Annotated in this window: 27 protein-coding genes; 16 read left to right on the top strand and 11 right to left on the bottom strand. The window is 68.0% G+C overall.

The window, feature by feature from the left end; translation table 11 throughout:
* The first annotated feature begins 476 nt into the window (after positions 1–476).
* The 3 genes from FHX37_RS22990 to FHX37_RS18055 all read left to right on the top strand — a co-directional run bounded on the left by FHX37_RS22990 (position 477) and on the right by FHX37_RS18055 (position 3417).
* Positions 477–1808: a cytochrome P450 family protein gene (locus tag FHX37_RS22990; RefSeq protein ID WP_170181633.1), complete on the top strand. Its 1332-nt coding sequence runs from the start codon at positions 477–479 to the stop codon at positions 1806–1808.
* Positions 1781–2926: a cytochrome P450 gene (locus FHX37_RS22985; protein ID WP_170181632.1), complete on the top strand. Its 1146-nt coding sequence runs from the start codon at positions 1781–1783 to the stop codon at positions 2924–2926. The genes FHX37_RS22990 and FHX37_RS22985 overlap by 28 nt, the downstream gene beginning before the upstream one ends.
* Before the next feature lie 176 nt (positions 2927–3102).
* Positions 3103–3417 (top strand): hypothetical protein, encoded by a 315-nt coding sequence (locus FHX37_RS18055; RefSeq protein WP_141925420.1) that lies wholly within the window; start codon positions 3103–3105, stop codon positions 3415–3417.
* Here the strand turns inward: FHX37_RS18055 and FHX37_RS18050 are convergent.
* On the bottom strand, positions 3402–4136 hold the full coding sequence (locus FHX37_RS18050) for a MerR family transcriptional regulator (protein WP_246062427.1): 735 nt from the start codon (positions 4134–4136) through the stop codon (positions 3402–3404). The two genes, FHX37_RS18055 and FHX37_RS18050, sit on opposite strands and share 16 nt — an antisense overlap.
* A gap of 62 nt (positions 4137–4198) precedes the next feature.
* On the opposite strand from FHX37_RS18050, the gene FHX37_RS18045 reads away from it, so the two are divergent.
* Positions 4199–4675, top strand: a complete 477-nt coding sequence (locus FHX37_RS18045) for a DUF6194 family protein (RefSeq protein WP_141925419.1) — start codon at positions 4199–4201, stop codon at positions 4673–4675.
* Between the two features lie 11 nt (positions 4676–4686).
* Here FHX37_RS18045 and FHX37_RS18040 read toward each other — a convergent pair whose 3' ends face one another.
* From FHX37_RS18040 to FHX37_RS18020, 5 genes are all read right to left on the bottom strand, one after another.
* Positions 4687–4884 carry a hypothetical protein gene (locus FHX37_RS18040; RefSeq protein ID WP_141925418.1) on the bottom strand — a complete coding sequence of 66 codons (198 nt, stop codon included), beginning with the start codon at positions 4882–4884 and terminating at the stop codon, positions 4687–4689.
* Positions 4885–5682: 798 nt separating this feature from the next.
* A complete protein-coding gene (locus tag FHX37_RS18035) occupies positions 5683–8052 on the bottom strand; it encodes a beta-glucosidase family protein (protein WP_141925417.1) in 2370 nt (789 codons plus the stop codon).
* A gap of 51 nt (positions 8053–8103) precedes the next feature.
* Entirely contained in the window at positions 8104–8943 is an 840-nt protein-coding gene (locus FHX37_RS18030; protein WP_141925416.1) for a carbohydrate ABC transporter permease, read from the bottom strand.
* Positions 8943–9788: a carbohydrate ABC transporter permease gene (locus tag FHX37_RS18025; RefSeq protein ID WP_170181631.1), complete on the bottom strand. Its 846-nt coding sequence runs from the start codon at positions 9786–9788 to the stop codon at positions 8943–8945. Before FHX37_RS18025 ends, FHX37_RS18030 begins: the two co-directional genes overlap by 1 nt.
* Positions 9789–9841: 53 nt before the next feature.
* Positions 9842–11134, bottom strand: a complete 1293-nt coding sequence (locus tag FHX37_RS18020; protein ID WP_141925414.1) for an extracellular solute-binding protein — start codon at positions 11132–11134, stop codon at positions 9842–9844.
* 234 nt (positions 11135–11368) lie between these two features.
* On the opposite strand from FHX37_RS18020, the gene FHX37_RS18015 reads away from it, so the two are divergent.
* Positions 11369–12403: a LacI family DNA-binding transcriptional regulator gene (locus FHX37_RS18015; protein ID WP_141925413.1), complete on the top strand. Its 1035-nt coding sequence runs from the start codon at positions 11369–11371 to the stop codon at positions 12401–12403.
* A gap of 20 nt (positions 12404–12423) precedes the next feature.
* Here the strand turns inward: FHX37_RS18015 and FHX37_RS18010 are convergent, their stop codons facing one another.
* Positions 12424–12756: a zinc ribbon domain-containing protein gene (locus FHX37_RS18010; RefSeq protein WP_170181630.1), complete on the bottom strand. Its 333-nt coding sequence runs from the start codon at positions 12754–12756 to the stop codon at positions 12424–12426.
* A 72-nt stretch (positions 12757–12828) separates the two neighbouring features.
* On the opposite strand from FHX37_RS18010, the gene FHX37_RS18005 reads away from it, so the two are divergent.
* Positions 12829–13524: a carbon-nitrogen hydrolase family protein gene (locus FHX37_RS18005; protein ID WP_246062426.1), complete on the top strand. Its 696-nt coding sequence runs from the start codon at positions 12829–12831 to the stop codon at positions 13522–13524.
* 40 nt (positions 13525–13564) lie between these two features.
* Here the strand turns inward: FHX37_RS18005 and aztA are convergent, their stop codons facing one another.
* On the bottom strand, positions 13565–14269 hold the full coding sequence (gene aztA / locus FHX37_RS18000) for a zinc ABC transporter ATP-binding protein AztA (protein ID WP_141925410.1): 705 nt from the start codon (positions 14267–14269) through the stop codon (positions 13565–13567).
* A gap of 49 nt (positions 14270–14318) precedes the next feature.
* Between aztA and aztB the strand changes: the two genes are divergently transcribed.
* The 4 genes from aztB to aztD all read left to right on the top strand — a co-directional run bounded on the left by aztB (position 14319) and on the right by aztD (position 18560).
* Positions 14319–15197, top strand: coding sequence for a zinc ABC transporter permease AztB (gene aztB, locus FHX37_RS23290; RefSeq protein ID WP_141925409.1), 879 nt, complete (start codon positions 14319–14321; stop codon positions 15195–15197).
* The gene (locus tag FHX37_RS23285; protein WP_141925408.1) at positions 15194–16381 is read left to right on the top strand and encodes a hypothetical protein; all 1188 of its coding nucleotides are present in this window, start codon (positions 15194–15196) and stop codon (positions 16379–16381) included. Before aztB ends, FHX37_RS23285 begins: the two co-directional genes overlap by 4 nt.
* A gap of 5 nt (positions 16382–16386) precedes the next feature.
* Complete coding sequence (aztC, locus tag FHX37_RS17985; RefSeq protein WP_141925407.1) at positions 16387–17328, top strand: zinc ABC transporter substrate-binding protein AztC; 942 nt, start codon at positions 16387–16389, stop codon at positions 17326–17328.
* A gap of 65 nt (positions 17329–17393) precedes the next feature.
* Positions 17394–18560, top strand: a complete 1167-nt coding sequence (gene aztD, locus FHX37_RS17980) for a zinc metallochaperone AztD (RefSeq protein ID WP_141925406.1) — start codon at positions 17394–17396, stop codon at positions 18558–18560.
* Between the two features lie 312 nt (positions 18561–18872).
* Here the strand turns inward: aztD and FHX37_RS17975 are convergent, their stop codons facing one another.
* Positions 18873–19457, bottom strand: coding sequence for a helix-turn-helix domain-containing protein (locus FHX37_RS17975; protein WP_141925405.1), 585 nt, complete (start codon positions 19455–19457; stop codon positions 18873–18875).
* A 114-nt stretch (positions 19458–19571) separates the two neighbouring features.
* Here FHX37_RS17975 and FHX37_RS17970 point away from each other — a divergent pair, with 114 nt between their 5' ends.
* On the top strand, positions 19572–20408 hold the full coding sequence (locus FHX37_RS17970; protein ID WP_141925404.1) for an EamA family transporter: 837 nt from the start codon (positions 19572–19574) through the stop codon (positions 20406–20408).
* 33 nt (positions 20409–20441) lie between these two features.
* Complete coding sequence (locus FHX37_RS17965; RefSeq protein WP_141925403.1) at positions 20442–21089, top strand: FMN-binding negative transcriptional regulator; 648 nt, start codon at positions 20442–20444, stop codon at positions 21087–21089.
* A gap of 138 nt (positions 21090–21227) precedes the next feature.
* Here FHX37_RS17965 and FHX37_RS17960 read toward each other — a convergent pair whose 3' ends face one another.
* Positions 21228–21752, bottom strand: coding sequence for a hypothetical protein (locus tag FHX37_RS17960; protein ID WP_141925402.1), 525 nt, complete (start codon positions 21750–21752; stop codon positions 21228–21230).
* A 260-nt stretch (positions 21753–22012) separates the two neighbouring features.
* On the opposite strand from FHX37_RS17960, the gene FHX37_RS17955 reads away from it, so the two are divergent.
* Positions 22013–22594, top strand: a complete 582-nt coding sequence (locus tag FHX37_RS17955; RefSeq protein WP_141925401.1) for a site-specific integrase — start codon at positions 22013–22015, stop codon at positions 22592–22594.
* Positions 22595–23319: 725 nt separating this feature from the next.
* Entirely contained in the window at positions 23320–24408 is a 1089-nt protein-coding gene (locus tag FHX37_RS17950) for a hypothetical protein (RefSeq protein ID WP_141925400.1), read from the top strand.
* 231 nt (positions 24409–24639) lie between these two features.
* Here the strand turns inward: FHX37_RS17950 and FHX37_RS17945 are convergent, their stop codons facing one another.
* The gene (locus tag FHX37_RS17945; RefSeq protein ID WP_246062425.1) at positions 24640–25374 is read right to left on the bottom strand and encodes an XRE family transcriptional regulator; all 735 of its coding nucleotides are present in this window, start codon (positions 25372–25374) and stop codon (positions 24640–24642) included.
* A gap of 186 nt (positions 25375–25560) precedes the next feature.
* Between FHX37_RS17945 and FHX37_RS17940 the strand changes: the two genes are divergently transcribed.
* Positions 25561–25815, top strand: coding sequence for a hypothetical protein (locus FHX37_RS17940; protein ID WP_141925399.1), 255 nt, complete (start codon positions 25561–25563; stop codon positions 25813–25815).
* A gap of 488 nt (positions 25816–26303) precedes the next feature.
* A complete protein-coding gene (locus tag FHX37_RS17930) occupies positions 26304–26789 on the top strand; it encodes a GntR family transcriptional regulator (protein WP_141925397.1) in 486 nt (161 codons plus the stop codon).
* Positions 26790–26798 lie beyond the last annotated feature (9 nt).

Here is a 26798-nt window from a genome sequence, read left to right as displayed (position 1 = left end):
GTTTCGCGCGTGGAATAGCCCGTGAACGAAGGGGCGGGCCGCCCCACACCCGCGCCCCGTGCGGTCGGCCGCGAGCGGGGACCGCCCCAACGGCGCGGTATCCGGGGTCGCGCACCCGCCGCCGAGCGCGGACGGTCCCGCGGAACGCCGATTCGGTGTCCTCGGGGAGGAAACGCGGTCGGTTCCCTACGAACCGGGAGTACTGCGAAAACGGGTGCGTCACTCCTCGTGCGACGAATTCTCCCGGCTCAATAGGTGAATACAAAACTATCTCCCCGGGTTGCGCAATATCCGGAAATTCCGACAGACTTCATGGCGGCCTTGGGGCGCGGGTGAATTGACGGACGAAAACCCGTGCGCCGGCCAGGTTGTCGATGAGGCGCAGAGGACGGTGCTCGCATGCCCGACCCCCATGGGAGCGCTTCGGCCTGCGGCTCAGGTTCCCCTCCCCCCGATCCCCACGGAGCCGCAACGCGATGCCGCACCCGAGCCAGCATCCGAGCGACGCCCTCCGACTCGACGATCCCGAGGCGTTCGCCGACCCCCAGGCGCTGTGGGACCGGCTCCTGGAGCGCTACCCCGGAGGGCTCGCGCCCGTGTTCCTGTCCGAGGGGGTGCCGGCCTGGCTCATGCTCACGCTGGAGGTGCACCAGCGGGTCCTGCAGGACCCGGAGACCTTCGCCCGCGACGTCGACCACTGGCGCGACTTCCACAACGGCGTCATCCCGGAGACCTCGCCGCTGCGCAGCATCTACACCAAACGGCGCAACGTGTGGAACGTCGACGGCCCCGACCACAGGCACTATCGGGACATCGTCGTCCGCGCCCTGTCCAACATCTCGCAGACCCGGATCACGACCCACATCGACGAGGTCATCGACCGGGTCATCGACACGTTCTGCACCGAGGGGCGCGCCGACCTGGTCACCCGCTACGCCAGCGTGGTGCCGCTGCTGGTGCTGTGCCGGCTGTACGGCATGGACGCCAACGAGGGTGTCGCGGTGTGCTCGGCCCAGCGGCGGGTGTGGGATGGTGCCGAGGACGCGCTGCACGCCCACGCCCAGCTGCAGCGGCGCATGACGGCCCTGGCCGAGCCCCGCCGGGCGTCGCCCGGAGCCGACCTGGTCTCGGAACTCGTCGCGGCCGGGCTGGACGACGAGGAGATCCGCGACCACCTCACGTTCATCACCGCGGCGGCCCACGAACCGACGGCGCACACCATCGCGCACGCCCTGTGGCTGCTGTTGGGCCGCAAGGGCGAGCGCGTGCAGCTGCACTCGGGCCGCACGGTGCACGAGGCGGTCAACGCGAGCGTGTGGCACTCGCCGCCGATGCACACCCTCATCGGCCGCTTCGCCACCCGCGACGTGGAGGTCGGCGGCTACACCGTGGCCGCCGGCGACTGCCTGGTGATGGGTTTCGGTCCCGCGCAGCAGCTGCTGCGGCGCGACGAGCGCCTGGACACCGAGACCAACCGGTCCTACATGGTCTTCGGCCTGGGACCGCACTCCTGCCCCAGCACCGGACGCGACCTCGGTCTGGCGCTCGCCGAGAAGGCCGTGCAGCTGCTCGACCGCCGCCTGCCCGACATGGTCCTGGTCGACGAGCAGTGGCAGGGGGTGGCCGAGGGCCGACTGAGTGGCGTGGAGTCCCTACGCGTCGAGTTCACCCCCACCGATCGCATCTACGAAGGAGCCCCGTGGCAACTCAGCGCATCGCAATCGACCCCGAAGACCCCGACAGAGACGCGACCGCGCACGCCCTCCATGCGGCTGGGCCAGTGGCTGAGGTGGTTCTGGCCGAGGTGAGGGCTCTGGCCGTCACCCACCACGAGGCGCTGCGCACCGTGCTGGCCGACCGCACCGGCACCTTCGTGCGGGGCGGCGCCCGGCACAACTGGCGGGCGGTACGCGAGGGTGAGGTCGACCCCGACAGCGCGTTGGTGCGCCTGGTCGGCGGCTCCATCGGAAGCCTGCTGACCAGCAACGGCGCCGAGCACTCCCGGCTGCGCAAGCCCATGCAGACCCACTTCACCCGGCGGCGGGTGGAGGCGCTGCGGCCGCGCGTGGAGAAGCTCGCCGACGACCTACTGGACGGGATGGACGGCGCGTCGAGCGTGGACGTCAAGGACCGGTTCGCCTGGCCGCTGACGGTGGGCGTGCTGGCGGGCCTGCTGGACATCGAGGAGGAGACGCCCGTCCTCGGCGACATCGCTCGGCGCGTGTTCGAGCTGAGCGACCCCGGCGTCTACGCCGAGGCGAACGCCTTCCTGCGGGAGCTGGTGGCCAAGCGGCGGGCCGATCCCGGCGACGACCTGGTCAGCGCACTGGTGGCCGCCGACGACGCATGCGCGGAGGCCGACCGGCTCGGTGACGTCCAGATCGCCGCCAACCTCCTCCTGCTGGTCATCGCGGGTTTCGAGACCACGATGGGCACCCTGGCCAACGGTGTGCGGGCGCTGCTGACCCACCCCGGCCAGCTGGCGCGCGTCACCGGCGGCGAGGTCCCCTGGGAGACGGCGGTCGAGGAGGTACTGCGCCGCCACACGTCGGTGAGCCTGCTGCCGGCGGTGTTCACCACCCGAGACACCGAGGTGGCGGGTGTGCCCGTCCCCGAGGGGGAGATGCTGCTGCTGGCCTACGGCGCCGCCGCGCTCGACCCTGACGCCTGGCAGGACCCCGACACCTTCGACGTGGGCCGCGAGACCCGCGGTCATCTGGCGTTCGGCCACGGCCCCCACCTGTGTCTGGGCGCCCCGCTGGCGCGTCTGGAGCTCGGTGTCGCCCTGCCGCGCCTGTTCGCGCGCTTCCCCGAGCTGGCTCTGGACACTGGCCAGGAGGCGGCCGGAACCGCGGCCCCGGTGGAGAGCTGGATGATGCACCACCCCCAGCAACTGTGGGTGCGGCCGCGGGAAGCGCGCGAGTGACCGCTGCGGCACACGGTTTCCGTTCCCACGGTACGTTCGGGCCGTGCGCCTGACGCGTACGCGGCCTGCGTAGACCCGAGCGTTCCGCATGCTGACTCGCACCGGTTCCCCTGGGAGGCGGGTTGGAACGCTAGAGTCGCGCTGCTCTCGGACGGACTCTCTTCCCAGGAGACCTCATGTTGGTCGCTATGCTCTTCCCCTTATACAACTCCATTCTCGGTGTGGTCGGCGTTATCCTCGCCTTCCGGATGCGTTCGGGGCGGTGGCTGGTCATCGGGGCCATGACGCTGTTCATCCTGCAGAACCTCACCACTCACGTCCTGAATGCCGTAGAGCCAGCGATACTCGAAGCGGGACGCTACAACCAGGCCGACACGCTCGATTTGGCGCACGTCATCATCCAGCCGTTGCTTTATATCGCCATGTGGGTACTGATTCTCACCGCTCTCCTGCGCTGCGGATCCAAGGCGCGGGCTCAACGATCGGAGTAGCCCGGCAGAGCGAGTGAGACCACGGTACTGATCTCGGCAGCGGAGTCGAGGAGGGCCTGGGAGCGGGCGGTGATGCTCGCCTCCCGCTGCGCCAGCGCGTCCGCGACGGTTTCCGAGCGGTGCGCGCGCGGCAGGTGCGGTACCAGGGCACGCAGGGGGCCGATGCGGTATCCGGCGCCGCGCAACTGGTGGACGATCCGGGCGTCTTGCACCTGGGCCGGTGAGTACCGTCGCGTCCCGCGCGCGGACACGCGGTCGGGAACGACGAGTCCCTCGGCGTCCCAGTGCCGCAGCGTCGACGGGCGCACCCCGAGCGCGGCGGCGAGTTCGGAGACGCTCATCGCGTCCGAGGGGCGCACGTCGTCGAGCGGTTCGGTCGAGATCGCCGCGATGGCCTCCCTCGCGTGTCTGAGCCGCTCGCGCTCCCGGTGGAGCCGGGCGTGTGCCGCGTCGAGGAGGGAGAGCGCCTCCGGGCGCGGGCACTCGTGCACCGCCCGCAGGATGCGCTTCGCCTCGACCGGACCCGTACCGGCGGCCAGGTTCCGGTAGGCCAGTGCGGAGCACAGGTGGATCCGACCGTAAGTCCGGTAGCCGGAGGCCGTGCGCGCCGCCGGCGGCAGCACACCGTCGCGTTCGAGGTTGCGCACCTGCTGGACGGAGTAGCCGGCGCCCCGCGCCACATCGACGGTGCGCATGACCGGTGAGTTGAGGGTTCGCACCCTGGTCGTCCTCCACAGCGGTACCGAGGTCTCCATAAGCACTCTAATGTGACGCTGAAGGTATGACCGAGGACGACATCATCAGTTTCGTGGACGGCATCGACGGTGTCCTGACGGTCCGGCCGGGCCCCGAGGACGGGTGGTCGCCGGAGATCAGTTGGGGCGACACGTTCTTCTTCCACTCACCCGAGGGGGTCATGCCGGAGGCGACACAACCCTTCGCGACGATCGTGACCAAGAACTACCCCGGCGACGGGGAATCGCGACTGGACCTTCCGGACCGGTTCCGCGTCAACATCGCCGCCGGGAAGGAGGCCTTCACCCGCTGGACCGGGCACGGGCCGCGTGAACCGGCCACCGGCCCCACCCCCGGCACCACCGACACCGTGTTCGCGCACCCCGTGTACGGTTCCGTCGGCTTGCTCGCGGTGGTGAACCCGGGACCGCGAACCGACGCGGCCGTCCGGGAGCTGCTGCGCGAGGCCCATCGCCGCGCACGCGCGCGCTACGAGCGACGCGCCGGAACAGCCTCGGACTGACCGGAACGCGGTTACCGGCGGTGCGGTGCGGCCCTCTGGCGCTGCTGCGGACCTCGTTCCGCTTTGAAGATCTCGCGGAGCCCCAGGAGCAGGAATCCGATGCCGAATATCGCCGCGAGCGACAGCGGCAGGTGCGAGAGCGGCCAGTACAGGACGAACAGGAACCCCGCGATGACGAGGTACCAGGCAGCGGAGAGGACGTGGGCCATGCGGTAGAGACTCGGGGACGCGGGTGCCTCCGTGGGCTCCTCGGATCGTTGCTGGTGGAGGCGGTGCGGTCGCCTCCGGGTGCGCGTCCCGTCCGTCCCGTTGCGACGCGCCACGCGGGGAGCCGGATCCCCGAGAGCCCTCGGTGTTCTGTGGGTCCCGCCTCCCCGCGGCCCCGCCCGGTCGTCCTGCGACACCCACCCCCAACAGAGCTGGCCGGTCAGGGCACTGAGACGCCTTTCGAAAACCTGAGTAAAGACCGAGCAATCACACAGGGAAACTGTTTTGTTCTGTTGGGTTGATACACCCACGGTGGGGGTGGCGTAGTAGACGTATGAGAGGAGAGGGGCGTGCGAAGGACGTTCGCACGCGCATCCGCCACCGCTCTGGCTCTGGGGGGCGGCTGTCCTGGTCGGTCCGCTTGCCGCGCCCGCGGCCGCGAACAACCCCGAGGAGGCTGACGAGGATGTCGAGGAGATCTTCGACGATCACAGCGAGCGGCAGGAGATCAGCGGGACCCTCGGCATCCCCATTGAGGACGTGATCCTGTGAGCGGTTCCCGGTAGGGGCCGCTGCCGCGGTTGGTTCCCCTGGCGAACCGTCTCCGGGAACGGCTGTTGGCAGCGGATAGCCGTCGTGCGGTCCGGTACTTCCCGGGGAGGAGTACCGGACCATGTTTCCGGGCAGCACACGTTCCGCCACCAGCGGCGCCCCGACGGGAGGGGCGGGGTCGCTGGCGCCCGGGGCCATCCGGTCGTTCCCGGAGGCGCCTCGCCGTACCGGTCACCCGGGGCAGCGGGTTACTCGGCCGGGCTGACCGCCGCCGGAGTGAGCATCGCTCGTCGCGTCTCCACCGTCCGGAGGGTTCCGGTGACGGTGAACCGGTCCGACAGCCGGATGTCCTCGCTGGATCGGCCCACCGCCAGCGTGAACGCTCCCGGCTCGACGACGCGGCGGCCCCCGCGCCCGGTGAACGACGTCCGGTCGGCGTGCAGCCGGAACCGCACCCGGCATGCCCCGCCCGCTGGGATCTCGGCCCGGACGTAGCCCACCAGCTCCCGGTCGGGGCGGGTGACCTGGGCCGTCTCGTCGGACAGGTAGAGCTGCACCACGTCGGCCCCGTCCCGACTGCCGGTGTTGCGCACTGTCACCGCTGCCTCCAGCTCCTCGTCCGCGGGGATCGAGCCGGCACTCAGCCGCAGATCCGTGTAGTCGAAGGAGGTGTAGGACAGACCGTGTCCGAACGGGTACAGCGGCGACGGGTCGAGGTTGGAGATCCCGCCGCTCGCCCGCCCCAGGGGCGGCACCAGGTAGGGGGTGGGCTGGCCGCCGGGATGGTGGGGCACCCCGATCGGTAGCCTCCCGCCGGGGTTCACTCTCCCCGAGAGCACCCCGGTGATCGCCGCCCCACCCTCCTCGCCGGGCAGGAACGCCTGAACGAGCGCCTCGCACCGGTCGGCGAAGGCGCCGAGCGCGTAGGGCCGTCCGGACACGCAGACCAGCACGACGGGAGTGCCGACCGCCAGCACCGCGTCCACCAGCTCGCCCTGGACACCGGGCAGCGCCAGGTCGGCGGCGTCACACCCCTCGCCGGATGTGCCGCGGCCGAAGAGTCCGGCCAGGTCGCCGACCGCGACCACGCACACCTCGGCGCGGGCGGCCGCCGCTACGGCGGCGGGGATGCCGGAACGGTCCTCCTCCAGCACCGGAACCCCGTCGGTCTGCTCCACTGCGGCGCCGGGGAACTCGGCGCGCAGCGCCTCGGCCAGGGAGTCCACGCGCACCCCGGTGCTGTGGTCCCCGTAGCGGGACAGCACGTGGTTGGGGAAGGAGTAGCAGCCCAGGAAGGTGCGCGGGTCGCCGCCGCACGGGCCGACGACGGCGATCCGCCCGGTCGCGGCGGGGGACAGCGGGAGGAGGCGGCGGTTGTCCAGCAGCACCACCGACGCCTCGGCGACCTCCCGCGCCAGCGCGCGGTTGGCGGGCGGGTCCAGGTCGATCTCCTCCCCAGCACCCGGTTCCTCGGGTGCCGCCGTCCAGCCGGGGTCGAGCAGGCCCAGCTCCGCTTTCTGGCGCAGTACCCGGCGGACGGCGCGGTCCACCGTCCGGATGGGCAGCGCGCCGGAGGCGACCGCCTCGGCCAGGCGCGGGTAGGCGTCACCCTCGGGCAGCTCGACGTCGATTCCGGCGCGCAGGGCGAGCTCCCCGGAGGCGGCCCGGCCCGCGGAGACACGATGGGTGAGGTCGAGGAACGGGATCGACCAGTAGTCGGACACGACCGTGCCGCTGAACCCCCACTGGTCCCGCAGCACACCGGTGAGCAGCCCCTCGTCAGCGGCGACGGGAAGCCCGTCGATGTCGCTGTAGGAGTTCATCACCGAGCGTGCGCCGCCTTCGCGCACCGCCATCTCGAAGGGCGGGAGCAGCACGTCCGCGAACTCACGCGGCCCCATGGGGACGGGCGCGTGGTTGCGGCCCGCCCGCGAGGCCGAGTACCCCGCGAAGTGCTTGAGGGTGGCGACGACTCCGTTCTCCTCCAACCCTTGGACGTAGGCGGTTCCGACGGTGCCCACCAGGTAGGGGTCCTCGCCCATCGTCTCCTCGACGCGGCCCCACCGCGGGTCGCGGGCGACGTCCATGAGCGGGGCCAGGCCCTGCTGCACGCCCAACGTCCGCATGTCGCGGGCGATGGCCGCGGCCATGCGGTGTACCAGCTCCGGGGAGAAGGAGGCTGCCCAGGAGAGCGGTGCCGGGTATACGGTCGCGCCGTAGGTGGTGACCCCGGTCAGGCACTCCTCGTGGGCGATGGCGGGGATACCGAGCCGGGTGTCGTCCGTGAGCGGTTTCTGCAGACCGGCCAGGTGGGCGCGGCCCTCCTGCGGGGCGACGGGCGCGCTGCCGAAGACACGGGTGAGGTGTCCCAGCCCGTCCGCCGCCGCATCGCCGTAGTCGCGGTGCCCCCGCTGGAACGCGTGTTCCATGGGGGCGACCTCGCCCTCGGCGCCGGAGCCTCCTCCGGACTCCTGCCCGGGCTCCTGTTCCGGGCGCGGCCAGTACGAGGTGAGCTGGGCGAGTTTCTCTTCCAGGGTCATGGCGGTGAGCAGGGCCTCGACCCGTTCCTCTTCCTCTCCGGAGGGAGAGGGGACGCGCCGCGGAGTGTGCTCGGGCATGCTGCTCCTCTTTTTGTGGTGTTGCGGTGAAGGGGGCCGCGGTGGTTGCGGTCACCGGCCGAATCCGGCGGTCAGTCCGGCGACGAGCTGGCGGCGGGCGACCACGTAGACGGCGGCGACAGGCAGGACGGACAGCACTACCGCGGCCAGCAGGCCGGGAACGTCGACGGAGAAGGAACCCTCGAAGACCCACAGCGACATCGGAAGCACCCGGGTGCTCTGGCTCTGCGTGAGGACCAGCGGGAAAAGGAACCCGTTCCACACGGTGAGCGCGTCGTAGACGCCCACGGTCACCAGCGCGGGGCGGGTCATGGGCAGGGCCAGGCTCCACAGGATCCGCCACTCGCTCGCGCCGTCCATGCGCATCGACGCGAACAGGTCCTCGGGCACATCCCGCAGGAAGTTGACGAGGATGAGCACGGTCAGCGGGATGGCGAAGGCGATGGAGGGCAGGACGAGCGCGGCCAGGGTGTCGTAGAGACCCATCTGCACGATCAGGTAGTAGACGGGGACGACGGTGGCCTGGATGGGGATCGCGATCCCCAGCAGCACCAGCCGGAACACCCGCTGGGCGAACCGGGTGCGGCCGCGCACGACCACGTAGGCGGCCATGAGGGAGACGGCCAGGGTTCCGGCGACCGCGGCGGTCGTGACCACCACGCTGTTGGCGAAGTAGCCGAGGAAGCCGGCGTCCAGTACGCGCCCGTAGGCGGCCAGGGTCGGGTTCGAGGGCAGGGAGAGCGGGTTCTCGGTGTGGTAGTCGTCCTGCGGACGCAGGCTGGTGACCACGATGTAGTAGACGGGCAGGAGCGTCACGGCCAGCCACAGCCAGCCGCCGAGCGCCCCCGCGACGTTGCGCCGCCGCGGGCCGGATCGGATGGACGGGGTCATCACGCTCCCTCCTGTCGGCTCTCCATGCGGTTCGCTCCGGACATCCGGTTCAGACCGAGCGCCAGCGCCAGACCGACGGCGACTAGGACGACTCCGACCACGCTCGCTTTGCCCATGTCGTAGGAGCGGAACCCGGTCAGGTACATGTCCAGCGGGAGGATGCGGGTGGCGTCTCCAGGGCCACCCGCGGTCAGCACGAAGATCAGGTCGAAGTAGGTGAGTGAGCCGACGAGCATCAGGGTGGAGGAGGTCACGAACGTGTACTTCAGCTGGGGAAGGGTGATGTGCGTGAACTGTGCCAGGGGGCCGGCGCCGTCGATGCGCGCGCTCTCGTAGAGCGAGGCGGGGATCTGCCGGACGCCGGCCTGGTAGAGCAGCGTGTGGAACGGGATGAAACACCACCCGATGACGAAGACGACCACGCCCAGCGCCAGGTCGGCGTCGCCCAGCCAGTCGCGGGTCAGGGCGGGGACGTTCAGCGCGGCGCCCAACCCGAAGTTCGGGTCCAGCAGCCCCTTGAACGTCAGCGCGACTGCGGCGGAGCTGAACAGCAGCGGGAGGAAGTACAGCACCGCGAGCGCCTCGCGGTGGCGACTGCGGGAAGCGGTGTACACCCCCAGCAGCAGGCTGACGGGCGCCTGGAACAGGTAACTGAGCACGGTCAGTTTGACCGTCAGCCATACCGCGTTGCGGGTCACGGGGTCCCCGGCGGCGCGCATCCAGTTGTCCGCCCCGGACCACCGCGGAGTGCCCAGCCCGTCCCAGGAGGTGAAGGAGAGCAGCACCACCCCGGCCAGGGGGACCAGCGCGAACAGCCCGAACACCAGGAGCGCGGGGGCGGCCATCCAGGGGGTGGGCCCGCCTCGGGCGGGGCGGGCCCGTGGTCTCCCGGCGGCCCTCACAGCGTCTGGTCCATCGTCGCGCCGAACTCCTCGGGGGTGATCTCGCCGAGGAACAGCCGACTGAGGTTGGACAGCAGCTCCTGGGCCTGGTCGGGCGGCAGCGCCTGGTCCCAGGAGAGCTGGAAGTGCTCGGCGTCGCGCACCATGCCGTAGGTGAAGTCGAGGTGCTCGGAGTCGTCCTGGGCGGCGATCTCGTCCTCCAGGCCGGAGACCGGCGGAACGCTTCCCAGGTCCAGCAGCGACTGCACGTTCTCCTCGTTGTAGACCTGATCGTTCAGGTAGTCGATGGCGGTCTGCTGCTCCTCCTCGGAGGCGTCGGCCGACACCGACCAGAAGTTGGCCGGGTTGCCGACGATGTTCGAGGGGGAGCCGGATCCGCCGTCGACCACCGGGAACGTGGTGTGGCCGAGGTCGTCCCCGACGAACTCGGGGGCGTCCTCGGCCATGTTCGGGTAGACCCAGCTCCCCTGGAGGAGCATCCCGGCCTTGCCGGTGTGCAGGAGAGCGGTGTCGGCTCCGCTGTCGGCGTCCACGGAACCGAAGCTGTCGCCGAAGGCGCCGGCCTCGACGAGGTCGGCGATGGCAGTGGCGGCCTCCATGACGGCCGGGTCGGACCAGGCGCCCTCCTCACCGTCCAGAATGCGCTGGAACGTCTCGGGCCCGCCGATGCGGTCGGTGAGGTACTGGATCCACATGAGTTCGGGCCAGACGCTCTGCCCGGCCAGGGCGATGGGTACCACACCCTCGCCTTTCAGCGCCTCGACGGCGTCCGTCATGTCGTCCAGGGTCTCGGGCGGTTCGACCCCGGCGTCGGCGAGGACCTTCTTGTTGTAGTAGAGGACGATCGGTTGGGTCTGGTTGTTGGGGACGGCGTAGAGCCCGTCGCCGGTCTCGCCGTTGGCGGCCACCGAGGGCAGGACGTTCTCGGTGAGCCCGTCTACCTGGCCGGACAGGTCCACTACCTGGTCAGCCTCGGTGTAGTCGGCCAGGGTGCCACCGGACCAGTTGAAGACGAGGGTGGGGGCGTTGCCGGCACCGACCGCGGTGCGGATCTTCTCCTTGTAGGCGTCGTTGGCGAACCACTCGACGTTGATCTCGCGGTCGGGGTTGGCCTCGTTCCAGGAGTTGAAGGAGGCCCGGAAGGCCTCCTCGGAACCGCCGGTGAGAGCCCACGCGGTGGCGCCGTCGGAGGAGGACCCGCCTCCGAAGCCGCCGCATCCGGTGGCTGTGGTCACGACGAGGGCGAGGGATGCGGCCGTGAGGGTGCGTCCCGCTCTGCTCGGTCCCATGAGGTGTGTCCCTTCCGCCGGGCTCGGGAGGGAGCGAGCCGCGGCAGATAGTAGAAACTTTTTCGTTCAGTTTCCGGTTTTTTCTGTGAGTTGTTTCACGCTAAAGAGGAGGTTATTCCGTGTCAACGCCCTTTTGGGGCATTGATTTCGCCTCGGTTGAACGAAAAAGTTTCAGATAGGGTGGTCGGTAAGTGGGGCCGGCGGAGCGGCCCGCGAACGGACGGGAGGCGGACGGTGGAGAGTGAACGGCCGACTCTGGATGCGGTGGCCGCTGCGGCGGCGGTGTCGAAGGCGACAGCCTCCAAGGTGCTCAACGGGCGGCCCGGGGTGGGCGAGGAGACCCGGGCACGAGTGCGCGAAGCCATCCGGACTCTGGGCTACGCCCCGACCACCGGGCCGCGCGACCCCGACCCGGCGCCGTCGGTGCACGTCGTCTTCGACACCATGGTCAGCCTCTACGCCCTGCACGTCCTGGACGGCGTACTGTCCGCGGGCCGGGAGCTGGAAGTCGAGGTGGTGACCAGCGCGCTGGCTCCGGCCGGGGCAGCGGAGCCCGCGCCTCTCGGCGTCGACCTCATCGAGCGGCTGGCTCAGCGGCGGCGGTCCGGGCTGATCGTGGTGACCTCCCAACTCGCCGAGGAGGAGGTCGCCGCCTGCCGCCGTCTGGGGCTGGGGCTGGTCGTGGTCGACCCGATCAACCCCCTGGACGAGGGGGTGGTCAGTGTGGGCGCCACCAACTGGGCGGGAGGCGTGCAGGCCACCGAGCACCTGCTGGCCCTGGGCCACCGGAGGGTCGCGCTGGCCGGCGGGCCAGTGGGGTCGGTCCCGGCGCGTGAGCGGCTGCACGGCTTCCGGGAGGCGATGGAGTCGGCGGGGGCGGAGCCCGGCCCGTCGCCGGCTGCCCCGGCAGCGTTCACCGTGGAGGCCGGGCGGGACATGGCCGCCGGGATTCTGGACGCCGACGAGCCGCCGTCGGCGATTTTCGCGGCCAGCGACACCATCGCAGTCGGGGTGCTCCAGGAGGTGCGGGCCCGAGGTCTCTCGGTTCCGGAGGACCTGAGCGTGGTCGGCTTCGACGACACCCACGGGGCGCTGTGGACCGACCCCCCGCTGACGACGGTGCGGCAGCCGCTGCACGAGATGGGGCGTGTGGCGACGCGTACGGTCATGCAACTCGCCCGGGGGGAGGCTCCCGATTCCCACCACGTACAGCTGGCGACCCGGCTGGTGGTACGGGAGTCGACCACGCGCCCGCAAACGAGTGGGTGACCCCTGATGGCCGTCACCGTTCAGGAAACGTGTGACAGTGTTCCCGAGCCGTCGCCTTGCGGCGCGGCGTTGGCCCCGGCCGGTTGGGTCGGGGTCTTCCCGCGGCGATACCCGCCGCCAGCCAGGCTGGGCTTACGTGGGTTTCCAGCGGGCTCGTTTTCCGCCGCCCCGCAACTCGGGGAGGACGCCAGGCCCGCGAGGTTGGCCGCCGCGTTGCCGTCGCGGTCTGCGGTGTAGCCGCAGGACTCGCAGGTGAAGGTCCGCTCGGACAGGCGCAGCCTGGCTTTCACCGCACCGCCCTTCGCCCGAGCGGCCACTGAGGGGGTGGTGCCGGGACCGGGATGCTGGTACACAGTCTCCGACCGGCAGGCAACGCCGCGCCGCGGCGCCCGGACGGGCGGCCGTGCCACCAGAGGGGAGTCCGCGTGAGGTCGCTGAGTGTCGCGGTGGCGCAACCGGAGTGTCTGGCCCGCGATGCCGCGGCCAACGCGCGGGCCCACGCGGAGGCCGTCCTGGCGGCGGACGCGCGGGTGGTGGTGTTTCCCGAGATGTCCCTGACGGGCTACGAGCTGGACGCCGCGCCGGTCGCTCCGGACGACAGCCGGCTGCGTCCGATCTCCGAGGCGTGCGCCCGGACCGGGGCGCTCGCCCTGGTCGGCGCCCCTGTTCCCGGGCCGCGCATCGGCGTGTTGGCGGTGGGGGAGGACGGCGCGCGCGTGGCCTACGGGAAGGTCCACCTCCACCCCAGCGAGGCCCGGTACTTCGTTCCGGGCGAGCACGCCGTGCTCGACGTGGACGGGTGGCGGCTGGGGCTCGCCGTCTGCCGCGACACCGGCATCCCCGAGCACGCCGCGCGGACCGCCTCGTTGGGTATCGACGGCTACGTGGCGGGGGTGCTCGACGCCGACCACGAGGCCGAACTGCACGGTGAGCGGGCCCGCAGGGTCGCCGCGGAGCACGGCGTGTGGGTCGCCAGGGCGGCGTTCGCGGGGCCGACCGGTGGCGGGTTCGACCGCACATCCGGCCGCTCCGGTGTCTGGTCCGCCTCGGGAGAGCTCCTCGCCGAGGCCAGCGCCGAACCCGGTGACCTCGCGCGGGCTGTTCTCACCTCCGGTTCCTAGTTTCCCCGGTTTCCCGGCACGGGAGGCGGGCGTACGCGGATCAGGGGGTTCGGCTCCCGGGAACCGGCACCCGGGGTCGGGAGAGGTGTCGAGAGGGCTCGGCGGCCGCGATCCTCCCGTGCTCGATCCGGATGCGGTGGTCGGCGCGCAGTGCCGCCTGCGCGTCGTGCGTCGCGTGGACGACCGTGGTGCCGTTCGCGCTCACCTCGTCGAGCAGGGCCGTGATCATGGCGTCCGCGTCCGCGTCCAGTCCCGCTGCGGGCTCGTCCAGCAGCAGGAGGTCGGATCGCTGCGCGAGTCCCTGCGCGATCAGTGCGCGCTGGCGCTGCCCCCCGGAGAGCGACCCCAGCGGGCGTGGCGCCAGGTCGGTGATACCGAGGCGCTCCAGGCACTCGTCGGTGACGGCCCGGTCCGCGGCTGTGGGGCGCCTCCAGGTGCCGAGGCGGGCCCAGCGCCCCATGGCCACCGTGTCGCGCACGGTGACCGGGAGCGTGTCGGGAACGGCGCTGCGTTGGACCACCAGGGCGGGCCGCTCGGCGTGGGTGCGCTGCACGGTGCCGGCCATGGGGGTGTGGATTCCCGCGATGACACCCAGCAGGGTCGACTTTCCCGAGCCGTTCGGCCCGACGAGCGCGGTGACGCGGTGGGCCGGGACATCCGCGGTGACCTCCGTCAGCACGGTGGTGCCTCCGTAGGCGGCGCGGAGCCCGCGGAGTCGGACAGCGGCCGGTGTGGGGCAGGTCATACGCTTCCCTCCTGAAAATGACAATGATTTTCATTGTATATTCTTGGGCATGGATTGGCTGTTCGCCCCGTTCGAGGTCTCCTTCGTCGCGCGGGCACTGGTGGCAGGTGTGCTGGTGTCGGGTATCTGCGCCCTGGCCGGCACCTGGGTGGTGCTGCGCGGCATGGCGTTCCTCGGCGACGCGATGGCGCACGGGATGCTGCCCGGCGTCGCCCTCGCCTCGCTGCTCGGGGGGAGTCTGTTCCTGGGGGCGGCCCTGAGCGCTGCCGCTATGGCGCTCGGGGTGAGCGCCCTGACGCGATCGCCGCGCATGTCCCAGGACACGAGCATCGGGCTGCTCTTCGTCGGAATGCTGTCGTCGGGCGTGATCATCGTCTCGCACTCGCAGTCGTTCGCCGTGGACCTGACCGCGCTGCTGTTCGGGGACGTACTCGCGGTGCGCCCGCGGGACCTGCTCGTGCTGGCGGCCGCGCTCGCCGCGGCCGTGGCGGTCTCCCTGGCGGGACACCGCGCTTTCGTGGCGCTGTGCTTCGACTCCCGTAAGGCCCTGACCCTCGGCCTGCGGCCCCGTCTCGCCCACGCCGCGATGTTCGGGCTGGTGACCCTGGCCATCGTCGCCTCCTTCCGCGTGGTGGGCACGCTGCTGGTCTTCGGGCTGCTGATCGCCCCCGCGGCGGCGATGGTGCTGTGGGCCCGGCGGATCCCGGTGATCATGCTGGGCGCCGCGGTGCTGGGCTCCGTGTCGACGCTCGCGGGACTGCTCGTGTCGTGGCACACGGGAACCGCGGCCGGAGCCACGATCACGGCGATCGCGGTCCTCCTCTTCTTCCTCTCCGCGGGGGCGGCGTACCTGCGGGGCCGCCGCCCGCCGGCCGAAGCGGCCGCCGCGGACGAACACCCCGGAAAGGAGCTCGAGTACACGCGATGAGGATCGGATACGGCGCCGTGCTCGCCGGAACCACAGGAGCACTGGTGCTCACGGGATGCGGCGCGGGCGCCGGGCAGACAGCCGACGACCGGGAGGCCGCGCCGCACGGCTACGTCGAGGGCGCCGAGGAGACCGCGGAGCCCCAGTGGCGCCTGGTCATGGCCGACACCGGCACCGGCGCGCTGCACATGCTGGACCCCGCGGCCGAGGAGGTCACCGAGGTGGGGGAGGTGCCCGGGGTGCGGGAGGCCACCACCGACGGCCGGTTCGTCTACCTCGGAACCGGTACCACCGCCACCGTCTTCGACAGCGGTACCTGGACCGTCGACCACGGCGACCACGTGCACTACTACCGCACCGAACCCGGCACGGTGGGCCAAACCGACGCCGGGAACGGGCTGCGCGCGGCCGGGGACTCCGCCGTCACGGCGCTGACCTCCGGTGACGGCACCAGCGTGCTCGACCGCGACGCTCTCGCGGACGACGGCGAGATCACCGAGATCGCCTCCGTGGACGGCATCGCGACCGTGCCCCTGGGGGAGCGGCTGCTGGTCGCCGGCGCCGGCGGTCCCGCGTCCGTCCAGGTACGGACGCGGGACGGGGAACCGGCAGAGGAGGAGCTCGGCCAGGACTGCCCCGACCCGCGGGGGCAGGCGTCGACCCGGCGCGGAGCCGTACTCGGGTGTTCCGACGGCGCCCTCGTGGTGACCGAGGAGGACGACGAGGGGCTCGCGGCGACCCGCGTCCCCTACCCCGACGGCACCGGCCCGGTGCGGTCCCTGGACCACCGACCCACCGCCCCCGTGCTGGCGGGGGAGAACAGTGACGGCGAGGTGTGGGTGCTCGACATCGCCGAGGAGAGCTGGACCCGCCTCGACACCGACGATCCCGCCCTCGCCGTGAACGCGGCGGGCGAGGACATGCCCGTCCTCGTCCTGGCCGAGGACGGTTCGCTGCGGTCCCACGACCCCGAGACCGGGGAGGAGACCGCGCGGACCGAGCTGTTGGAGAACCCCGACGGCGACTTCCCTAATCCCCGCATCCGGACCGACACCAGCCGCGCCTACGTCAACGACCCGGCGGACCGCACGGTCCACGAGATCGACTACAACGACGACCTCCGGGTCGCGCGCACCTTCGACCTCGGATTCCGACCCGACCTCATGGTCGAGACAGGGTGGTGACCGCCATGCCCCCCACACACTCGAGCGCACGCGCCGCGACCGCTCTGTTGGCCACCGCCTGCGTGACCGCGCCCGCCGCGCTGACCGGGTGCGCCGCCCTCGGCGGCGACCGTTCCGGGATCGTCGTCACCACCAACATCCTCGGCGACGTCACCCGCACCATCGTCGGTGACGAGGCCGAGGTCACCGTGCTCATGAAACCCAACGCCGACCCCCACTCCTTCGGGATCTCGGCCCAGCAGGCAGCCGGTCTGGAGGAGGCCGAGCTCCTCGTCTACAACGGGCTCGGCCTCGAGGAGGAGGTCCTGAACAACGTGACCGCCGCGGGAGAGGCCGGCACGCCGACCCTCGCGGTGGGGGAGAGCGTCGACCCCATCGACTACGGGGAGGGCGGTTCCGAGGGGGAGCCCGACCCCCACTTCTGGACCGACCCGCTGCGCATGGCCGACGCGGTCGACCACATCGCCGACGCCGTCGTCGAACGGGTCGACGGCGTGTCCGGGGAACGCGTCCGCGCCAACGCCGGGGAGTACCGCTCCCGGGTCGAGGAACTGCACGAGGAGACCGCCGAACGCTTCTCCGAGATCCCCCCGGAACGCCGCGACCTCGTCACCAACCACCACGTGTTCGGCTACCTCGCCCAGCGTTACGACTTCGAGGTCATCGGAGCGGTGGTGCCCAGCGGGACCACCCTGGCCTCACCGAGCAGCTCGGACCTGAAGTCGCTGTCCGAGGCCGTCGAGGAGGCCGGGGTTCCCGCCGTCTTCGCCGACTCCTCCCAACCGGACCGCCTCGCCGAGGCCATGGCCGAGGAGGCCGGCATCGAGGTCGAGGTGATCACGCTGTTCTCCGAGTCCCTCACCGAGGAGGGCGGGGGAGGAGCGACCTACCTCGAGATGACCCGCTCCAACGTCGACTCCATCGCAGCGGGTCTCACGGACGACTGACCCCCGACGGCAGCCGCGCTGTGCTGCCGCCCGTCACGATCCCCCACCGAACAGGGAGCAAGAGAATGGGACACAGGAACACGCCCCGGCCCGCGGGCAGGCACGCGGCCCTGCCGGTGCTGCTCGCCGCGGGACTGGCGGTGAGCGCGTGCGGAGGCCAGGGCGGGACCACCGCCGAGGAGGTCACCGATGCCCTCGTCGCCACCTACGACGGCGGGATCCTCGTGATCGACGGCGAGACCCTGGAAGTCGCCGAGGACATACCACTGGACGGGTTCAACCGGATCAACCCGGCCGGCGACGGCGAGCACGTGCTGGTGTCGACCTCCTCGGGTTTCAGGGTCCTCGACGCCGCGGGCGCCGAGCTCAGCGGCGACGAGTTCGAGGCACCCGAACCCGGGCACGTCGTGCACCACGCGGGAAGGACGGTCCTCTTCTCCGACGGGACGGGGGAGATCACCGTCTTCGACCCCGACGACCTCGGCGACGGGCTGCCCGATGCCGAGACGCACAGCACCGAGCACGCCCACCACGGTGTCGCCGTGGAACTGGAGAACGGCGAACTGGTGACGACCCTCGGTGACGAGGAGGAACGGCCCGGGATCCAGGTGCGCGACGCCGACGGTGCGGAGCTCGCCCGCGCGGAGAACTGCCCCGGTGTGCACGGGGAGGCCGCAGCGCGGGACGAGGCCGTGGCCGTCGGGTGCGAGGACGGGATGCTCGTCTACCGGAACGGAGAGATCACCAAGATTGACAGCCCCGACGACTACGGCCGTATCGGCAACCAGGTCGGCGACGAGGAGTCGCCCCTCGTGCTCGGCGACTACAAGACCGACCCCGACGCGGAACTGGAGCGTCCCGAGGAGGTGTCCGTCGTCGACACCGGGAACGGGGATCTCGAACTGGTGGACCTGGGCACCAGCTACAGCTTCCGCTCCCTGGGACGCGGCCCCGACGGAGAGGGGCTGGTCCTGGGCACGGACGGGGCGCTGCACGTGATCGACATGGAGGCCGCCGAGGTCGCGGACTCCTTCCCGGTCATCGACGAGTGGAAGGAGCCCGTCGAGTGGCAGGAGGCCCGCCCCACCCTCTTCGTGCGCGGCGGCACGGCCTACGTCACCGACCCCCGGGAGAACACGCTCCGCGCCGTTGACACCTCCTCGGGCGAGGTGCGGGCGAAGAGCGAGCTTCCCGAGGCGCCCAACGAGTTCACCGGGCTCAAAACCGGCTGACAGCTGGACACACCCGGACAGCGGAGCCCCTCGACCCCGCACCGCGCGGCCGGGCGGGCTCCGTTCGCGGTCCCTGACCCGTGGAGCCGCGGTGTTCTCCGACCGGGCGAGGGGAGCTGGCTAACCGCCGCACGCTCGCAGCACACGAGTCGCCGGTACCGTAGCCGGGCCTGTCACTCCGTACCCACGCGTTCGGCGGATAGGGGATTCGGTACACAAGAGCCTGGTGGCCGCGCCCGACTCAGCGAGGGTTAGTTGCCGCCATCAGGTGTGATGACGGCAACGCCGCAGGATTCGCGTGCGTTGCGCGGGTCAGGTCGCGGAAGCGGGTCCGGGCGGCAGGTGGACGGTCATGATCAGGTGGCAGGTGCCGGTGCCCGCTCCGCGGTAGGTATGTGTGGTGTCGCCGTCGAACACGGCGGTCTGCCCGGTCTCGACGGCGTGTTCGGTGCCGTCGACGACCAGGGTCATCCGGCCGGAGGTGACACTGACGGTTTCCACGACTCCGGCCTGGTGGGGGTGGCTGGGATACTCCTCGCCCGGCTCCAGCTGCCAGCGCCAGACTTCGGTGGGGGCGGTCCCTGAGGTTGTCAGCATGAGGCGTGCCTGGCTGCCCTGTTCCCCGGTCCACAGCGGCGCGACGGTGTCGGCGGCCACGACGCGGACGCGGTCTTCGGATGTTTCCTGTGTCAGGGCGGACACCGACACGCCGAGGGTGTCGGCGAGCCGGACCAGGGTGGCCAGGTTGGGGTTGCCCTCGGCTTTCTCGAGCGCGACCAGAGCCCCCTTGCTGACCTGTGCACGCCGGGTGAGTTCATCCAGGGACAGGCCCGCACGGATGCGGGCCGCCCGGACGTTGGAGGCGATTGCCCGGAGAGCCGCCGCCGTCTCAACCATGTGATCACCACTCCTACAGCGGGCCATTCGAATGAACAGTATGGTCGTTTTGTTGACCCAGCGGTCATTATATCGTACTGTCTGGTCGTTCTATCGACTATCAAGGGGTGTGCTGTGATCGCTCTGCTGCTGGCTCTCGGCAGCTCGCTCGCGTACGGGTGTGCCGACTTCCTCGGCGGCCTCGGCGCCCGCCGGGCACACGTGCTGCGGACCGTGATGATCGCGGCCCCGGCCAGTTGCGCCGTCGAACTGTTGCTGTGGCCGCTGCTCGGCGCCTCGTTCAGCACCGCGACCGTGGTCTGGGGCGCCGCCTCGGGGGTGGCCTCGGCCGCCGCGTTCGCCCTGCTCTACCTCACCCTGGCGGTCGGTCCGATGAACGTGCTCTCCCCGGTGACCGCGCTGGTCTCCGCCGCGCTGCCCGTCGGTGTGGGGCTGCTGCAGGGCGAGCACCTGGCTGCCGCCGGAATGGTGGGGCTCCCGCTCGCGCTGGCGGCGGTGGTGCTGGTCAGCGCCGGTCCCGGCACGGGCGCGGCGCGGCCCTCACGGACCGCGCTGCTACTGGCGTTCGGCGCGGGCGCCGCCATCGCCGGCCAGCTGGTCTTCCTGCACCAAGCGCCGGCCGACAGCGGAGTGGCTCCGCTGATCATCGGCCGAGCGGTCTCCTCGGCGATCACCCTGGCCGCGGCGGGACTGATGCGGCGCAGGCTCGGTCCCGAGCGGCCCGCGTACGCGATCTCGGCGACCGCGGGGGCACTGGACTCCATAGCGAACCTGCTGTTCCTGCTCGCCGCCCGCAGTGGCAACCTCAGTGTCGTCGCCGTGATCGTCGCCCTCTACCCCGCCGGTACGGTCCTGCTCGCCTGTGGCGTGACCGCCGAACGTATCCACCGCGGCCAGCTCGTGGGCTTGGGCACCGCCGCCGTGGCGGTGAGCCTGCTCGCCGTGACCTAGCAACCGTTACCCCGCCGGACGAAGGAGAACAGCATGTTGGTGCATCCCTGGGACGCGACCCTGGACGAGGACGAGTGGCAGAGCTGGATCGCCGAGGGCCACGACTTCGGGCAACTGGCTGTCAACGGCTCACCGGGCCAGCCGCCCGTCGTCGTCCCGACCCACTTCACCTGCGACGGTGGTCACCTGCTCGTTCATCTCGCCCGGCCCAATCCGGTGTGGGAGGCGATCGAGCGCGACCCGAACGTCGCCTTCACCGTCGTCGGCGACTACGCCTTCATCCCCGGTTCCTGGCGGGCCAAGGCCGGCACCCCGCCCTCTGAGGGGGTGCCCACCAGTTACTACACCACGGTCCAGTTCACCTGCCGGGCCAGTGTCGTCGACGACCCCGACGCCAAGGCCGAGCTGCTGCGCCGCCAGATGGCCCACTTCCAGCCCGACGGCGACCACGCTCCCATCGCCGCCGACCAGCCGCCCTACGGCCGGATGCTCTCCGGTATCCGCGGCCTGGACCTGCAGGTCACCAATGTGGCGGCCAAGTTCAAGTACGACGACCAGAAACCCGTCGAGCACCGCGCCGCCGTCGCCGAGGCGCTCACCGAACGCGGCCAGGGACTCGACCTACCCGCCGCACGCCAGCAGCGCCGCCGCCTGGACCGCATCGGGTCCTGGAAGCCCTGACTTCCGAGGCGCGGTGCATCGCTCATGAACGTGGCTCAGGCCGCTGACGAGCTGAACCGCGGCGATCAAGGCTTCGATCCCGCCGTCCTGCGCGCGTGTTCAGCACGATCAAGGTCCCACGAGCCTTCTTCGGCTTCTTCATGAGTTGAGGTCCGCGATGATCTCAGCTACAGCCCGCTCCGGGCGGCGCCCGGAACGTATCGCTGCTACGCGGGCGACCGCCTCTCCCAGCCACGCTGGGTCCCCCAGACGGTGCGCCGCTTTCGCCTCGGTCGTCTTCCTGAGCAGTATGTCCAGGAGGGAGATGTGAAGGAACGGATAGCGGCGCTCGTGGTGAGTGTAAGTTATCAGCACGTCCTCGTACGGATGGCGCAAGTATGCCAAAACGGAGCAGGCGCGAGGGCCAGCGACCGTCCGCGTCGCGAGAGTGTCGAGTAGTACGCCCGCGGTGCGGGTGGCCGACCACGCTCGTGCGGTAGCCCATACGCTTGGGCCGTCCACGAACCTGGACCACGGGATGACGGCAAGCGGCTCTGACGCGGCGAGCTTGTGATGCTCCATGCCGTCGGCGGTGAGAACCAGGCACGCTCCCTCTCTCCGGTAAGGATCGCCGATGACCCATCGATCCCCGACCAGCTCCAGCGGACCCAACGGCTCGGTCATGATCTCCCTTCGGCTGTACTCACGATGGATCCGTTGACCCTACTCCCGGGGCGATGTCCGGTCGGAGGCGGCACTCTCATCGCGGTTCCCGCCGACGACACCGAGACCGGGGCCGTGCCGTCCACCCGGTCCATCCTGGTCCGCTGGTGCGGTGGGGTATGTGTGAGGCGAGGATGTGGTGAACCAGCCCCAGATTCGCGCTGGACGGCCGCGCGAGTACGGGCGCCAGCGCACGTGACGTGACCTTATGACCGTTGGTCATGGGGCTGCGCAAGAGTGAACTACTTGGGATGGTCCGTGACGGGGTTGACCTCAACAACGCTGACCTGGACGTGACATGGCAGTTGCGCAGGGTCCACCAAGGACTCCTGCATGACCAGTCGCTCAAGACCGAGGAATCGGAAGACGGGCTTCCCATGCCAGGGCTGTGTGTCCGTGTACTGCGTGAACGGATCGATCGCCAGGACGAGGAACGCCGGGCGTCCGGAGCGGAGTGGGTCAACTGGCGAGGACGGAACCTGGTATTCACCACACGCATCGGCACCCCGATCGACCCACGCAACTTCAACCGATACTTCCATGACCGGTGCCGCAAGGCTGGGGTGCCCGTGATCCGGGTCCACGAAGCGCGTCACACGTGCGCTTCCTTGCTGGCCGCCCTGAACGTGCATCCGCGTGTGGCTCAAGCGATCCTGCGCCATAGCCGCATCTCGACCACGATGGAGGTCTACACCGAGGTGACGTCAGAGCAGTCTCGAGACGCGCTACGACAGCTCGGGGAGAGCCTCAGCGATTCCGGAGACGAATCCCTGGATCCCGAGGACGGGACTTCGTCGGAGTGATGTTGCAGTACCTCACTGGGGTACGGGAATGAGTGAAGGCCGGTTCTGAGATCAGTCCTGACCGCACAAGTTAAGGCCCCGGCCTGCTCTCGCAGGTCGGGGCCTTAACTCCGCTGTCTCAAGGCGGTGCGCTCGGGAGGACTCGAACCCCCAACCTTCTGATCCGTAGCAAGCGGTGGATTGTCCAGTTCCATCCAAGAATATGTGTTGACCTGGGAGAAAACCGTTAGTGCGGTTCGCTGGTTCCAGGGTTATCCGGTGCTGTACGCAGCCGTTGTTAGCGCTCGTGTTAGCACTGTGTGGGATCAAGATCGCGGTTCGTTCCTGGCACTCCACTACGGACCTGTACCGGGGCTCTTCCTCGGGCCTCCCCGTTTTTCTTGTGTTCCCCTGTTGTTGCCGCGAGCCTGCCGAGAGCGGTGCGGGCCGTCAAGGATGACGCGTAGCGTCACCGCATAGCGGCGCGAACAGCGTCCTTGACGGCCCGCACCGCGTCGGCATGATGGAGGGCGGCAACAGGGGAACGCCGCCCTGGCGCGTTCGTTGGTGCCGGCGGCACCGGGCGGTGTGTCACTCTTGCCATAGGCCGGTGCTGGGGGCCGGTCGGGACCGGGCGGCAGCCCGCAGCTCGACCGGCCCCCACCTGTAGGTAAGCGGCGGCGCGAAGCGCCGCCGCCTTGATCCCATATAGCCCAATTCGGCAAATTATTACTCTAGGAGATCAGATGAAATATGAAGACAATAAAGAAGGGGTTTATGAATTTGGAGAAACAAATCAAGCATTTAAATTCCATGAAGGGAAAATATGGATAGACGGAGTGGAGTTCAACAATGGACTAATTGAAGCTAGATGGTTTCCTAAAAAAGAAATTCGCTGGTTTGCTGAAGAACCAAAAAATTCCAAAAATAATATAATTCCAATTTTTGATTTGGAAGATAAAGAATTAAATATTTTAGATTCCAAAAATAATTATTTTTCTCTGTCAGCAAAAATAACTTCAACAAACCCACCCAGCGGATACATTCCTGAAATAGAAATCGGAGATTCAAAACACCCTCTTAAAAAAGTAATTGCTCATTGGATAAACGGGCCAAATATAATACCAGGAGAAAATGTTATTTTTCATTATAAAAATCGCACGTCTTACCAAAAAGGAAGGATTTCATTTTCAGGGGCAGGATACAATATATTAATTGATCCTCGTCCGCATCTAAGCAAGGAGATAAAAAAAGCAAAAGAATGTGGAGGTTATATTCTTAGCCATGCAATGGAAATTACTCGTGAAGATGGAGGTTCTTTTACTGGCAAGGAAGCAAAAGATTTGCTATATGCATTACAATTAGCACTTTCTTTTGCGCGAGGAAATTTTACTTCACCCAATATTCCTACTGGATTTGATTTTAATAATGAAATTATGTGGCAAAACTGGAGTATTAAGCATGCTGAAAAATATGGAATTGGCGTGAGTTGGTGGGATCCACATACAAGTGAGGATCTAAAAGATTTTTTGAATTTATTCCTCAATAAATTTGTAGATTCCGATCCGGATGCATGGAAAACACTCAAATTTATAACGCAATCTGCATTAGCATCAAACAATGAAGGTTTCATAGAACAAAAAATAGTAACTGCATTTTCTGCCCTTGATCATTTGTATTGGTATAAATACGTACTAAAAGGAGATGGCAAACTTAGCAAGAAAAGGAAATATGAAGACCAAAGAATTAGAAGAATGATCTTTGACATATCGCATAAATATCAAGTTCCAAAAGAGTTAAAAACTCTATCGTACTGGGCAAAAACCAAAATATAGACTCACCAGAAATCATAAGCCAGGTTAGAGATCAAATCGTACACCCTAAGAAAAATGAAACATGGGACTGGAATGATATTCTTGTTGATACTTGGCTTTTAATAACTTATTATCTAGAGCTAAGTATACTGAACTGGCTAAATTACAAAGGAAAAATATCCCCAAGGATATATCCCGACAGATATTCAGGACAGTCCGAATGTGTTCCCTGGGTTGATAATTAAATAATTATCAACTATGATAATAAATTTCTGCTGTTTCCCATACGCGCTCGAAGCTGTCTAGGTAAGTCGCTGCCATCGCGTGATTTACCTGGTCATCGATATGCAGCACTGGAGCTGTTGATGCTGGTACTCCATAGATGTGCTGGTTGACGAACAGTTCGTCGTCTGCGCGGTAGATGGAGCTGTAGAGAACGGTGTCGTGTAGGCGCAGCTCGACACCGTCTGTTTTGAGGAGCGGCTGGTAGAGGACGAGCGCGTTGCGGATCTTGGCGGGCATCGCCTCGCCGATGTCCTCTTCCACGCCGCGTTGTTGTACGTGGGGGCTGTCGGGGTTCCCCAACAGGATGCGTACCGATACACCCGAGCGGGCCTTGCGTTCGAGAAGAGCGCGTATTCCGGGATCGTCGGCAAGGAACAGGCCGCTGTAGACGAGGATGCTGATCTCGTGCTGGGCGGACTCGAAGAGTCTCCACCATTCTTCGTGTGGGACGGCCCACCGGTGTGGATAGATCCGGCGAACTTCTGTGGTGGTGGCTGCCTGTTCCTGAGGATTCCTGTGCTCTGGCCAGAGTTCGTTTTCCGGGACGCCGACAAGGTCGGCTACTGCCCAGCGATGGCGCGGGTGTGGTTTCTGTCCGGAGATCCACCGGCGGACGGTCTTAGGGTCCACGCCCACCTGTGCGGCGACATCGGTGTCTGTGAGCTGCGAGTGGGCCAGAGCGCGGCGCAAAGCCTCGTTCACGTCGTTGACCTCCGGGATGGGATGTCAACGACGATAACAGAAGACGTCCCTAGACGTCCCTCGGGAAGTCCGATACGTGGTACACATGTCCACCCGATCAGAGGAGAGTTTCCGCAGGTAAAAACGGCCCCGCGAGTGCGGCGAACACTTCGGGGCACGGTCCCAACCTGGCAAGGCAGGTGGAACATGCGGAACACTATCGCGCGCTATCTCCGCAACCCGGGGCACCGGGTAGCTAGGCATGCGGCGAACAGCCCAGAGCGGATCCGTATCGAGGTTCCCTTAACGCCCGCCCCGGCTTCCTACCTCGTGCCGCCCCAAGCGGCCTTGGTTCGCCCCTACGTGCCGCGTCACGAGCACTCCTGGGTGAACAGCTGCGACAACCGGGCCGGTATGGCGGTGCTCCTGGAACTCGCTCGTTCCGTGGAGGTGGCCGCATGACAGAGGACAAAGCTCCGCTGCTGCGGCTACTGCAAGAGCATTACGGGCACCGGTGGCGCATTCGTTGTACAGAAGAGCTGTGGATCGCGACTGTTCTCGATACGGACACTGATAGCGCTCCAACAATCATCGAACACGAGATCGAAAAATTCGTGCGACAACTCGAAAACCCTCCTCATAGCGCTGGACAGACTTCGTTTGCCGCGCGATGGCTCCAGTCGGAGCTCGAATAACTCAAACCAGGCCCTACAGCTGCCCGGCGCCTGATCTGGACTGCTGTGTGGCCAGTGCGTGTTACGTGCCGTACTGGCCACGTAAGGTATTCAGCTTTCCTGTGGAGGCAGGGGGCGCCTTCAATATTTGCCCAATACGAGGATTTCCCCTGCTTTGAGTTGGTCCTTAAGGTCCTTAAGGAATCTGGGATCATGGTCAGCGCTAGCACTGTTACAGCGCTAGCGCTGCACAACTGCTAGTGGAAGGAACACCTGGTGAGTCCACGCGCGACCCCGTGGCGGACCTACACGCGGATCGCTGACACGCTGCGGGAACGTATCTCCAGCGGTGCGCTCACTCCGGGGGCGGCACTGCCCTCGGAGGCCGCGTTGGGCGACGAGTTCGGGGTAGCCCGCACCACGGTGCGGCGTGCGCTGGCCACGCTGGAAGCAGAGCAACTGATCCGGTCCGTTCCGGGAACCGGTCGGATCGTATGCACACCGGGAGAACAGGGCGAACGTGCCCTGCCCCAACAACAGCCTCAGTACCGCAGGATCGCTGCGGAGCTGCATGACCAGATCTCCAGTGGTGTCCTCCCCGCCGGGGCCGCCCTTCCCAGCGAGTCCGCCCTAGTCCAGGAATACAAGGTTTCACGAGGGACAGCGCGCCAAGCCTTGTCCGAACTGGAGGGATCGGGCGTAATCGTCTCCTTGCCGGGCAAGGGACGCTTCGTCCGGGATGCGGGAACAGCGGGGCATTAGAGTTGCACC

This window comes from Haloactinospora alba (genome assembly GCF_006717075.1).
Lineage (GTDB): Bacteria > Actinomycetota > Actinomycetes > Streptosporangiales > Streptosporangiaceae > Haloactinospora > Haloactinospora alba.
The sequence above is the reverse complement of the archived record's forward strand: the minus strand, read 5'-3'. Positions and strand labels throughout refer to the sequence as shown.

Excerpts from the sequence above, each read along its gene's own strand:
- FHX37_RS22990 (WP_170181633.1), top strand. The coding sequence starts at position 477 with ATGCCGCACCCGAGCCAGCATCCGAGCGACGCCCTCCGACTCGACGAT.
- FHX37_RS18055 (WP_141925420.1), top strand. The coding sequence starts at position 3,103 with ATGTTGGTCGCTATGCTCTTCCCCTTATACAACTCCATTCTCGGTGTG.
- FHX37_RS18045 (WP_141925419.1), top strand. The coding sequence starts at position 4,199 with ATGACCGAGGACGACATCATCAGTTTCGTGGACGGCATCGACGGTGTC.
- FHX37_RS18040 (WP_141925418.1), bottom strand. The coding sequence starts at position 4,884 with ATGGCCCACGTCCTCTCCGCTGCCTGGTACCTCGTCATCGCGGGGTTC.
- FHX37_RS18035 (WP_141925417.1), bottom strand. The coding sequence starts at position 8,052 with ATGCCCGAGCACACTCCGCGGCGCGTCCCCTCTCCCTCCGGAGAGGAA.
- FHX37_RS18030 (WP_141925416.1), bottom strand. The coding sequence starts at position 8,943 with ATGACCCCGTCCATCCGATCCGGCCCGCGGCGGCGCAACGTCGCGGGG.
- FHX37_RS18025 (WP_170181631.1), bottom strand. The coding sequence starts at position 9,788 with ATGGCCGCCCCCGCGCTCCTGGTGTTCGGGCTGTTCGCGCTGGTCCCC.
- FHX37_RS18020 (WP_141925414.1), bottom strand. The coding sequence starts at position 11,134 with ATGGGACCGAGCAGAGCGGGACGCACCCTCACGGCCGCATCCCTCGCC.
- aztA (WP_141925410.1), bottom strand. The coding sequence starts at position 14,269 with ATGACCTGCCCCACACCGGCCGCTGTCCGACTCCGCGGGCTCCGCGCC.
- aztB (WP_141925409.1), top strand. The coding sequence starts at position 14,319 with ATGGATTGGCTGTTCGCCCCGTTCGAGGTCTCCTTCGTCGCGCGGGCA.
- FHX37_RS23285 (WP_141925408.1), top strand. The coding sequence starts at position 15,194 with ATGAGGATCGGATACGGCGCCGTGCTCGCCGGAACCACAGGAGCACTG.
- aztC (WP_141925407.1), top strand. The coding sequence starts at position 16,387 with ATGCCCCCCACACACTCGAGCGCACGCGCCGCGACCGCTCTGTTGGCC.
- aztD (WP_141925406.1), top strand. The coding sequence starts at position 17,394 with ATGGGACACAGGAACACGCCCCGGCCCGCGGGCAGGCACGCGGCCCTG.
- FHX37_RS17975 (WP_141925405.1), bottom strand. The coding sequence starts at position 19,457 with ATGGTTGAGACGGCGGCGGCTCTCCGGGCAATCGCCTCCAACGTCCGG.
- FHX37_RS17965 (WP_141925403.1), top strand. The coding sequence starts at position 20,442 with ATGTTGGTGCATCCCTGGGACGCGACCCTGGACGAGGACGAGTGGCAG.
- FHX37_RS17960 (WP_141925402.1), bottom strand. The coding sequence starts at position 21,752 with ATGACCGAGCCGTTGGGTCCGCTGGAGCTGGTCGGGGATCGATGGGTC.
- FHX37_RS17955 (WP_141925401.1), top strand. The coding sequence starts at position 22,013 with ATGGGGCTGCGCAAGAGTGAACTACTTGGGATGGTCCGTGACGGGGTT.
- FHX37_RS17950 (WP_141925400.1), top strand. The coding sequence starts at position 23,320 with ATGAAATATGAAGACAATAAAGAAGGGGTTTATGAATTTGGAGAAACA.
- FHX37_RS17940 (WP_141925399.1), top strand. The coding sequence starts at position 25,561 with ATGCGGAACACTATCGCGCGCTATCTCCGCAACCCGGGGCACCGGGTA.